Consider the following 10,543-nt stretch of genomic DNA (forward strand, 5'->3'; position numbering starts at 1 on the left):
CACTGCATGAAACGGCTGGACACCCGCGCGGCCCGCTCGGCTGCGTCTGCGCGCATCATCCCCCTCGCCTGCGCCGCCGCCTTCACGTTGGCCGCAGGCGCCATCAGCCCGGCGCTGGCTGCCGGCGGCCGCGCCGGCGCGTTGTCGATCGGCATCGAGAACGTCAACGACTCCCCGCTCAAGGCCGCGAACTACCGAACGCTGCTGCGCTTCGTGCCACGCGCGACGATGACCGTCGACCGCGTCTACTTCGGCTTCAAGCTGCGTGGCGCCAACTGCTGGGACGCCGGCAATGCCGGCTACGGCGCGGGTGACGGCGGGCTGATGCAGGTGCGCCTGGTCCGCATCGACAAGGCCACCGGCCTGCCCGCCGAGACGATCGACGCCGAAACGGTCAATGGCTGCACACGCCACGACCAGGCCAAGGCCGAGGTCAACGACCAGATCCCGGTGCTCGTGTGGGCGTCGCTGCAGGCCACGCTGAAGGCCGGCCGGATGTACGGCCTGATCGTCAGCAACGTGCACGCAGACCCGGCGCGCAACTTCTTCTCGTTCAATGCACCGATCGGCGACGCCGCGCTCGCCGGCCCGCACGGCCGCAACGAACTCAGCCGCTATGCCAAGGGCGCGGTGATGTCGCTCGACCCGCGCGAGCACGTGGCCTGGTCAGAAGACAGCGGCAGCACGTGGCGCTATGGCAAGGCCAACGGCCAGTACCCGTCCTACATCAACGACGACGACATCAACCACCCCGCCATCCGCTTGCCGCAGTACGGGTTTCGGCTGACCAACGGCAACACGGCGCCCGGCCAGCCCTACTACGCCTACAGCGTGGATTGCGTGGGCTGCACGGTCGCCTATGCCAACGCCAAGGTCGAGCGTGATCTCACCGAAGTCGGCGGCTACACCGCGGGCGAAACCGGCATCGGCACGCTGACACTGAAGAACCTCGACACCGGCCAGCAAGCCAGCTGCACGCCGTCACAAGGCCACGGCTTTCGCAAATGTTCGCTGCCTGCGGCGGTGCACGTGGCCCCTGGGCAGAGCTACTCGATCCGCGCCACCGGCTCGGTCGAGCTGATGAAGATGGACTACTCGCAGCGCGTGCTGTTCCCGCAGGTCGGCACCAGCGGCGGCGACTTCACCGCCCACCAGCCCTCGCCTGCGCCCGGCACCAACAAGCAGGACGTGCCCAACCTCTGGGCCGGCCCGCGGTCGCCCCACGTTCCGAACTGAACCCCGTCGACAGGAGCCTCCGATGAACAGACACCTGATCAAGATCGGCCTGGCGCTCGCCATGGCCTGGCTTGCACCCGCCGCCCACGCCGCAGCCAACGGCCCGGTATGCCTGTACAAGAACGCCAACTTCGGCGGCACGCCCAACTGCAAGAGTGCGGACACGCCCAAGCTGCGGGACACCTGGAACGACAAGACCTCGTCGGTCAAGGTCGCGGCCGGCTACGAAGCCACACTGTTCGAGAACAAGCAGTACGGTGGCCGCTCACTGACGCTGAAGGTGCACACCGCCAGTCTCGCCGGGGCGAACTTCAACGACATCACCACCTCGTTGAAGGTGGTCAAGAAGTGCGACGCGGTCAGCTGGCAGGAAGGTGTGAACTACTGGCTGGGCGACGTGGTGCGCTACGAGCCGAACGGCCAGTACTACAAGGTGATCAACGTCACCGCCAACGGCACCGATGGCACCAACCCGACCATCAGCACCTGGTACTGGGCACCCACGACCTGCGGCGATGGCGGTGACAGCGGCAAACGCGCCGGCGGCTACTACGTCAACTGGACCCCCGCGCCGCCGCGGCTGCGCGACCTGCCGCTCAACTACAACCTGGTCTACCTGTTCCACGCCGTGCCCGTGGGCGGCCCGCCGGGCACCACCGGCGCAGTGACCTACTCGCCGCCGGGCGACGGCCGCGGCGCCGCGACGCACCTGAACGAGGACATCGCCTACGCCCGCACCGTGCAACACCGCAAGGTCATGCTGACCGTCGGCGGCGCGGGCAACGGCATGAGCTTCCCGACCCGCACGAAATCGCAGACCTTCGTCAACAGCATCGTCTCGATCTACAACCAGCTCGGCGGCTTCGACGGCATGGACTGGAACACCTTCGAAGGCAGCCAGCAGCCCGACACCGGCGAGATGATCTGGATCAGCAAGGAACTCAAGCGCCTGTACCCGGGCTTCATCATCAGCGCCCCGCCGGCGCCCTGGAACTCGGTCGACAAGACCTTCTGCAAGGACATGCTGAACGCCGGCGCGCTGGACTACTGCGCCCCACAGTACTACGACGGCCCCGGCCTGGCCGACCCGGACTACGTGGTGACCAGCGTGCAGGAATGGGTCAACCTGCTCGGCCCGACCCATGTGATGGTGGGCTTCGGCATCAACACCTCGCTGCCCAACTACATGACCCAGGCCCAGGCGATCGATGCATGGACCCGCGTCGAAGCCGCCCACCCGACCATCCACGGCGGCTTCGACTGGGAAACCGGCAGCGACGAAGCACAAGGCTGGCCCTTTGCCAACGGAGTGGCGCCGCTGATCCTGCATTGACGAAGGCGCGGCTTCGCGTCACCTGCGCGCCCCATGCCCGCGCTCACTGAAGTTCAGCGGGCTGCCGGGATCAGCACCAAGGCTCGGGTCGTTCCGTCGATGCGGTTCTTGCCGGTGGCGATGATCCGCCCCTTCTTGTTGATGCCGTGGGCATCGGTGAGCTCCCAGGCTTGCGCGGTCGTACGCGCGGGGCTTGAAGAATGCGAAATCCCCTCAACGCCGCCCGCCGAGACGAAAAACCTGCTGGGGGCGCTCGAAGCTGATTCAGCCTGAGCGACGCCCCAGTCGGGCTGGCTACATCGGCCACGCCGGCGTGCGGCCCTCGTAGGTCAGCACGAGCAGGAGATCGTCGATCTCTTCATCCTTGAAGCGGTTGCGCATCTCTTCGGTGTTGGGCAGCGTCAGCTCCCAGTCGCCGGCAGGCGACTTGCCGATCATCGGCACCCAGGCGCTGCCATTGCCGCGACGGGTGCTGATGAGGCCGTCGGTGGTCCCATCGACCGCCCCGCCAACGGCCAGCGTCTCGCCTTGCGGTATCAGCCTCAGCTGCGTGTTGCCGATCTCGAAGGTCTGCCCATCGGCCCGCGCGACGGCAAACATCACCTGCTGGATCCGCACGTCGTCGAGATTCGGCGGGAAGCTCTGACGGTCGAGCTTGAACTTCACCGTCATCGGCGTTTGCGCGTGCTCGGCGTTGTGCAGCGCGTACCACTGATCGGCGTACTGATCGCGGATGCTGACCACGCGCTCGGCGCTCAGGCTGTCGTCCAGCTGCTGGATCACCTGCTGCCGGTAGGTGAAGTCTTGCAGCGCGGTGTATTCGACGGTGAACAGGACATCAGAGATGGTGCCGAAGTCGAAAGGATTCGCGGCCTTGGGCAGTTGCAGTTCCCAGTTGGTGTCCACGCCCATGCTCTCGAACGGACGCAGCATGCCTTGATCGGGCTGCAGGTCGAGCAGGCCGGTGGCGCTGCTGGTCGATGTGAATGCGATCAGTTCAGGATCGCGGCGCACAGTGAGGGTCTGGAAGGTGTCGCCGCCGGCCACGACACGCGAAATTCCCGACGCGATCAAGGTGGCCCGCAGGCCTCGACGCGGCGGCACCAGCGCCACCACCGACAGGCTGACGCGCGAGATCAGTCGCAGGTAGTGCCCCGGGAAGCCACTGTCGAACAGCGACATCGGCGTGGCAAACGGCAGGCGTCCCGTCTCGCGGAAGCGTTGAAACTCCACCGGGAACAACTGCGCCAGCGAAAACGTCTCCATCAGCTGCAGCTTGCGCTTGTTGGAATCGAATGCGAACTGGTCGAGCCGCGTGATGTCTTGCAGCAGACGGACCGAGCCGGTCATGCCGCGGCGATCGGGTTGGCCGTCTTGTCCATTGGGAGCGGAGTCCTCCGTCGCCTCCCAGTAGTCGGCCTTGATGAAGGAAGGCGGCGACTCCTGGCGCTCAAAGGCCAGCTGGTACTGGGCCAGCTGCGCCATGGCCGTGGCCTGCTGCAGGAAGTAGTTGTAGGCGCCGCCGAGAATGCCGCTCATCCAGGCGTACAAATCGGCATTGGTGAATTTGTTGTTCAGGAACTGCAGGGTTGCATCCGCCTGACGGTGCTGAGTCGTCGCAATGAAAGCTTCCTTCCGGGCGACGTCGGCGTGGCGTTGCGCCACCAGCACCTGTTGCGAGCTGATGGCCATGTCGTGGCGGGCGAGCTGACGCTGCAGTCGCCATTCATCGCTGCGGCGTTCGAAACTGGCCTTTGCGGAGCCGATCTGCGCGGCGGTCTCGGCACCGACTTTCAACGCACCCGTTGTCGCAGACGACGCGGCTGCGACTCCGACCTTGGCAGCGGATGCCAGCGCTGCCGCCTTGTCCGGGCCATGGGGAGCGGACAACGCGCTCGTAAGCGCCTGTGCCGCCGCCAAAGTGGCATCAACACCCGCCAGGACAGCACCGAATGCACCGGCGGCCGCATGGCTGGCGAGCACACTGTGCTCCCAGAAGCTCAGGCCTGAATCAATCCAGTCACCGTAGGTATCGCGTTGCGTGGTGGCTCGATCGAGCTGGTGCTCCGCCACGCCGATGCTCTCCTCCGACTCAATGACTTGCAGGTTCTTGAGATCGATCGCCGCGCTGGCCAGCGCGAGATCATGGCCAGCTTTGAGCAGGTTGTACGCTTCGGCGTCGCGCTTCTCAAGCGCCGCCAGGAACGCTTGCTCAACCTGCTGCGCGATGCTGACCAGGTTCTTCGCGCGCTCGATCAGCACCGGGTAGTGATACGGCGTTGGGCGGAAATGGCGTTGCATTTCGCTGGCCACCGGCAAGCGGTCGAAGTTGAGCGCAGGCTGAATGATGAGCGGCGCCTGCCGCGGAATTCCGGCAATGTTTCGACCACTGCGCAGCTTGGACAGATTGAGTTCCGCACGCATCTTCAGTGCCTGCGGCACCGGGTTGGGCGGGAATGGCGACACCTGATCGGGTTGGGTCGGCGGCTGCATCTCCCGCAACGACAGCAACGACAGCGCTGCTGTGTACAACGCGCGGGCCCGAGCGACCGCCTCGCCATCGTCACGCGTGAACTCGGCATCCGCAAAGTCGAGGTAGCAACGCACCAGTGTCATCAGCGTAAAACGCGTGTAGGCGCTGGCGCGCACCAGTGCGATCTCGTGGGGGTTCAAGCCCACCCGCAGCCAGTTGTCCGGGTTGCGTTGGTAATGCGTCGGGATGGACTCTTCCAGCGTCAGGCCGTGGTAGATCTTGCGTTCGTCGACTTTGAAGTGGTCGACATAGACGGTCTCGATCCAATCCAGGGCCACCAGATACTGGCCCGACCTCTGGAGCTGCAAAGCCAGCGCCATCGGCACAAAGTAGAAGATCTCCTGGAGGTAGCTCACGTTGGGATCGAGGAGCTGCTCGAAGAGTCCACGGACAAAGTCGCGCCGGGCGTCGAGCTGGCTGTCGGTGAGCAGCTCAGTGATGATCACCTCCTCGTCGGCATGGTCCGGGTCCTTCTTCTGCAATGCGGGCGGCAGGATGTCGGCCAAGTCCACTCTCAGCTTGCTGAAATAGTCTGCTGCGAGGCTTCGCGCCTGCACCGGTGTGAGCCGCGGCTGGTCGCGCAGATCCGTCAACAATTTCCGGAAGGCGTCGGTCTGGGTCGAAGGCGGGCGCGAGTCCCGTGGCAAGTTCGATACGGGACGAAGCTCCGGCAGCAAATAGCTTTCCGGGTAGGCAAAGACGCGCATGGCTGCATTCCAGGTGGCGTAGCCACCCATCCAGATCCATTCCTCGTCGAAGTCGGACTCGGTGTAGGGCTTGTCCGGATCGAGCACCAACTCCCAGTCGGCCGCCGGATTCACCGTGCCCAGTACCGGTGGCTCTGTCTTGAGTCGCCCGGTGCGCAGCGACAGCAGCACCTCTTGCATCGTGGCCAGCGCCTGCAATGCCCGCGTGGTTTGTTGATGCCCTGCGTCCTTGCAGTCGATGCCCAATTCCTGTGTCAATCGATCGGCGATGACTGCGGGGTCACGATCGCCGGCGATGGCCACCACGCAGGCCTGCCTGAGCAGCGGCAAAGCCTCTTCTTCGGCTGTACCCACCACCGACTGCATGGCCTGCTTCAACGTCTCCTCTTGCTGCATGCGCGAATCCAAAGTGCGGCGCCACGCCTGTCGTGCTTGTGGTGTTGCCCGCCATGGGTCCAACACAACCGGCGGCGTGTTGACGGCATCGGGCAGCTGGAAAGCGTCTGGCCCGAGGACCAGCCCTTTGGTCTTTTCTTCGCCGCGCCAGGCTTCGTAGCGCCCCAGCTTGTTCACTTGCGTCAGGATCGCGTAGACATCGGCCCACTCCGCGTCCAGCACGTCACGGGCGACGGCCAATTCGCGCACTCGCATGAGATGCAGGAAGGCCTGAAGGGTGAGCAGCTTGGCAACCAGCGCGTCCTCGATGGCCTCGCCCCGTCGCCGAGCCTCGTCCAACGCCAGCAACTCGGTCACCGACCCGAGCACTTCGCCAACGATGTGGTCGAACCCAGCCTCTTGCGTGGCTTGTGCCTTGCGAGCGGCGTCCAATGCGGCCACGAAGGCGGTCAAGTCACCTTGCCGCGATCTCCACAGGTCGTAGGCGGCATCGCCTGCGCTGGCGGTGCGCAGGTCTTGCACGATCAGCAGGTCCGGGTCGATCACCGGCGCCGGCAGGTCGAATGCCGAGCGCGCCGCGTCGTCTTGCTGTTGCCAGATGCCGCGCAAGTTCTCTTTCTGCCAGATCAACAGCAAGGCTTCGGGCAGCAGACTGTCGGCCAGCGGCTTGAGCGTTGTCTCTTCGAGGCCGAACAAGGTCTTCAGTGCCGCTTCCGTCAGTTCGGCAGGCTGCAACAACAGCTGGTCCAGGCGATCGGGGCGGAAACCCGACAATCCGATCCCCAGCCGACCGGCCAGCGCATTGCGCGCGGCGCCTTCAGCCACTCGCGCCAACCGGATCTCTTCATGCGAAGTGCCCAAGCCGCGCAAGAGCGCGACATAGGCTGCCTGGCGGTAGGTCGCCTCGGCCTCGGCAGGCAGCACACGTTCGTGCTTGGCCATGTAGCGGCGCAACACGTCGACGCACAGCCGCACCTGGCTGGCCGGCAAGTTCGCCACCAGGCGGTTGTCCGCAGTGACCAACTCGGCAAAAGGCTGCAGATAGTTGTCGACCAGCAATTGGCGAGTGATCAGCTCGCCATCCGGCCCGGTCTTCGCGCGGTGGGTGGCGAAGTCCAGCAGATCGTCCAGGTACGCCGCGGGGCTGAAGACTGCGTCCGGGTCGGCTGGCTCGAACGGCTCTGCCACCACGATGTCGCGTTCCATTGGAGTCACATTCGGCCCGAGCGCCGCCTTGTCGGTAGCGCGCACCTTGATCTTGTGGTTGCCCGCCTTGTCGATCAGGATGCGTGCACTCCAGGTTGACCAATCACCATCGGACCGTGGCGTTGCAGGCGTGTAATCCTCTTCGCCGTCCAGCGCCCACTCCACAAGAGCAACCCCGCTCTGCGTGTCAGAAGCCGTCCCGCGCACATCCACGATCGCCAAACCATCCGCCAGAGGGAACGCTGGCGCATTCGGTTGCGGCACGTCGATGTCAAGCGACGGTGCGGTCGTGTCGCCAAGCATCACCGTCACCGTCTGAAGCGCACTCTCATTGCCCAGGCTGTCACGCGCGCGCACTGCCACCGTGTGCGACCCGAGGCGAGGCTGCAGCGTGACTTGCGCCGACCAACTGGTCGTGCCGTTCGCCTGCACGAACCCGCTGTCGCCGTACTGCCATTCGACTGCGGCCACGCCCGCCGGGCTGTCCACAGCCGTGCCGGTGATGGTCGCAACGAATGGCGGCGCCGGAGAAACCACGTCCGCGGGCGGATCGATGGTGATGGTTGGCGGGGCGCTGTCGACGACCACCATTCGTGAGTCAGTGGCGGAGCCTCCGGCGTTGGGCGGATCGCTTGCGAAGACTTGGGCGACGACCGTCAAAGTTCCGTCGGGCATGCCGCTGACTGATAGCGTCCAGCTGGTCCAAGGCGTCCCACCAGGGCCTGTGGGCGTTGCGGTGAATGGCCCAGCGGTCCCCACCCTGACTTGGACGCCAGTGATTGTCTCGTCGGCGTGGCGGACAAAGATGTCGTCTTCGTCGCCAGGTATGTCCTTGAGCAGATCGCACGAGGCGGTACCGCTGATCGTGAATGCATTGCCGGCCAGCGGCGGTACGGTCAGGCCGACCTCAGGCTCAAGATGAAAGAACTCTTTCGGTGGAACCTCCAGCCCGACGCCTGCACTGCGAGTCTTTGGCTGCGAGTTGAGCGAAACGCTTTGAGATGCGGTTCTCAGTTCAGTTTCGGCTGCCAATACGGCGGCCTGTTTGATTTGCATGTAAATTTCCCCTGATGGAATATAAATATTGAGATCCACACGTCGAAGATCCGGCTCTATCCCCAACCCTTCAAACCGATCTCATGGACGACGCGAACAAGGAGCGCCAGAATAGCAAAGCTTACTGCGCAGCCCCCCACTAACCGCAGGACCAGCGAAACCCGGAGAAAACGCCGAACCTGGACTTGAGGTCAGAATACCAATATTCGATTTCAAGAACTTCGGCACCATATCCAAGGTGGTGGCACCAACAGTTATTAAAGTGTGAGAAACCGCCGCGGCTGCAGCCCCTATAAGTTGCGAACCAGTTTCACCTTCAACAGCCTTACCGATTCCTGTTGAAATTCTATTTAGCTCTGGATCATGTCTTTTTTGAAGAACCGCAGCGCCCGCGAGCGCCAGCCCGACGCCAGGTATCTTCTTGGCCGCGACAAGCAACCCCGTCCCTTCCAACGCTTCCCGAATATCACCATTAGCCACGTCCTCAAGGATGCTGAGAGCGTCGAAGCTCGCCTGAATCGCCCCCGAAGCACGGCCTCTACTTGACCGTCCCTTGACCGAACTGGTCCCCGTTCCGTCTTTCAGCTTTGAAAACTTTTCCTTCAAAGGGTCTTTATCTACGTCGGCTATATCTTCTGAGGTTACCCGCGAATCGCTCGGTTCGGCATTTGGATCCCCCCCGAGCCTTTGCGTTTTCGCGGCGAGCCTCTTAACCTCCTTTTTAGCCGCCTCAATTTTCCTCTCGACCATTTTCAGCCCCTTGTTTGCCCTTTCAAGAGAGCCCTTTGCCTCAGCAAGCTTGCGCTCGGCATGTTCAAGCTTTTTCACAAGCCCCCGATTGCCGCTTCCGCGCTCATACGATTTCAGATCGCCCCTCCTGATTTGCTCTGTCTCAGCATCAAATATTGCTTGTTTGGTCTCTTTGATGGTATCTTCCCATTTATCGACACCTGCCTCTTGGAGACGCTGCTGGACCAGTAGGTTGGCTTGCTCTCGTCCAAGTGCGTCAAGATTTCCGCGGGCGCTTCTCAGGCGAGACTCGGCTTGGTCTGCCTTGTCGGAGCTGTATCCACTCGGGTCGACTAGGTTTATCGGGTTATTTCGGCAATAGACATAGAGGTTTAGACAATCCACAGGCCCTACCGAATCACAGCCAGTCCACCTCCCCAACCACGCCGCGTAATACCTCGCCCCGTGGTAGTTCAGTCCCGTCTCCTCATCCCTCTCCATCCCCGTGTACCGATACCGCTTCAAGCTCACCTCCGCCGCGCTGCGCCCAGCCTGGTACGACGTGCTGCCATACGGGTAGTACTCCTCGTAGGTGATGATTTGCCCGTCGGCATCCACTTCCAATGACGCCGAGCCGAGGTGGTTGGACAGCTGGTAACGGGTCAGCTGCACGGGCACCTCGACCTCATCGCCCACCGTGCGCGTCTCGACCAATGCAATGCGCTGCCGGTCGTCCATCACATGCAGCGTTTCGCGCTCGAGCGAAACCTCGCCGGTGGCGTTACGACGGCGGAAGACTTCGAACCCCCCGAGCGTGATGCGCTCTTCGATGAGGTTGCCGCCGTTCTTCTCGACGACCTTGCGGATGCGTTGGCCCGAGGCGTCGTAGACGTAGTACGCGATGCCACCCCCGCCCAGGTCCACGCGCCGCAACTGGTCGCGGAAATCCCAGGCCATGCCGCTCAGGTGCGGCATCGCGGTCATGTTGCCGTGGGCGTCGTAGGGGAAGCGTTGTGGTTCGTTGTCACCGACCGCCACGCTGCTCAGACGGTTGCTCAGTTTGCTCGGCTCGATCAGGCTGGCTTCGTCGTAGCTGTAGCCGCGCGTCCAGTTGCCATTCGCCGCTTGGTGAACCAGCTGCACGAAGTTGCCGACCGGGTCGTACGAATACTGTTCGACATAGCGGCGCATCGCCTGGCCGTCGTTCGGGTGCGGCAGGTTGACGCGAAAGGCATCGTTCCAGCTCGTCTCGTGTTGCGAGACCTGGCCGATGTGCTCTCGCCCTTCGGCAACCAGCAGACGGTAGAGCGCGTCGTAGGTGTAGTCGGCGCTGGCCGTGACGACCTG

5 protein-coding genes are annotated in these 10,543 nt (G+C 63.6%); 3 read left to right on the top strand and 2 right to left on the bottom strand.

Annotated elements, in window-relative coordinates; genetic code table 11:
* Window positions 1-6: 6 nt before the first annotated feature.
* Genes VFY73_RS12365 through VFY73_RS12375 form a run of 3 tightly spaced genes read left to right on the top strand, consistent with a single transcriptional unit; the run spans window position 7 to window position 2,842 of the window.
* Window positions 7-1,236 (top strand): hypothetical protein, encoded by a 1,230-nt coding sequence (locus tag VFY73_RS12365; protein ID WP_329719090.1) that lies wholly within the window; start codon window positions 7-9, stop codon window positions 1,234-1,236.
* A 22-nt stretch (window positions 1,237-1,258) separates the two neighbouring features.
* Entirely contained in the window at window positions 1,259-2,569 is a 1,311-nt protein-coding gene (locus VFY73_RS12370) for a peptidase inhibitor family I36 protein (RefSeq protein ID WP_329719092.1), read from the top strand.
* Between the two features lie 33 nt (window positions 2,570-2,602).
* Window positions 2,603-2,842, top strand: a complete 240-nt coding sequence (locus tag VFY73_RS12375) for a hypothetical protein (RefSeq protein WP_329719094.1) — start codon at window positions 2,603-2,605, stop codon at window positions 2,840-2,842.
* Between the two features lie 21 nt (window positions 2,843-2,863).
* Here the strand turns inward: VFY73_RS12375 and VFY73_RS12380 are convergent, their stop codons facing one another.
* Both VFY73_RS12380 and VFY73_RS12385 read right to left on the bottom strand, forming a co-directional pair.
* Window positions 2,864-8,506, bottom strand: coding sequence for a hypothetical protein (locus tag VFY73_RS12380; RefSeq protein ID WP_329719096.1), 5,643 nt, complete (start codon window positions 8,504-8,506; stop codon window positions 2,864-2,866).
* A 42-nt stretch (window positions 8,507-8,548) separates the two neighbouring features.
* Window positions 8,549-10,543: RHS repeat-associated core domain-containing protein (locus tag VFY73_RS12385; protein ID WP_329719098.1), on the bottom strand; the 1,995-nt coding region annotated here is incomplete at its 5' end.

Origin of the sequence: Ideonella sp., from assembly GCF_036277275.1 — a bacterium.
In the GTDB taxonomy this organism is placed as follows: domain Bacteria; phylum Pseudomonadota; class Gammaproteobacteria; order Burkholderiales; family Burkholderiaceae_C; genus Ideonella.

Bases quoted from the DNA above. Each gene is read 5' to 3' on its own strand.
- VFY73_RS12365 (WP_329719090.1), top strand. From the start codon at position 7: ATGAAACGGCTGGACACCCGCGCGGCCCGCTCGGCTGCGTCTGCGCGC.
- VFY73_RS12370 (WP_329719092.1), top strand. From the start codon at position 1,259: ATGAACAGACACCTGATCAAGATCGGCCTGGCGCTCGCCATGGCCTGG.
- VFY73_RS12375 (WP_329719094.1), top strand. From the start codon at position 2,603: ATGCCCGCGCTCACTGAAGTTCAGCGGGCTGCCGGGATCAGCACCAAG.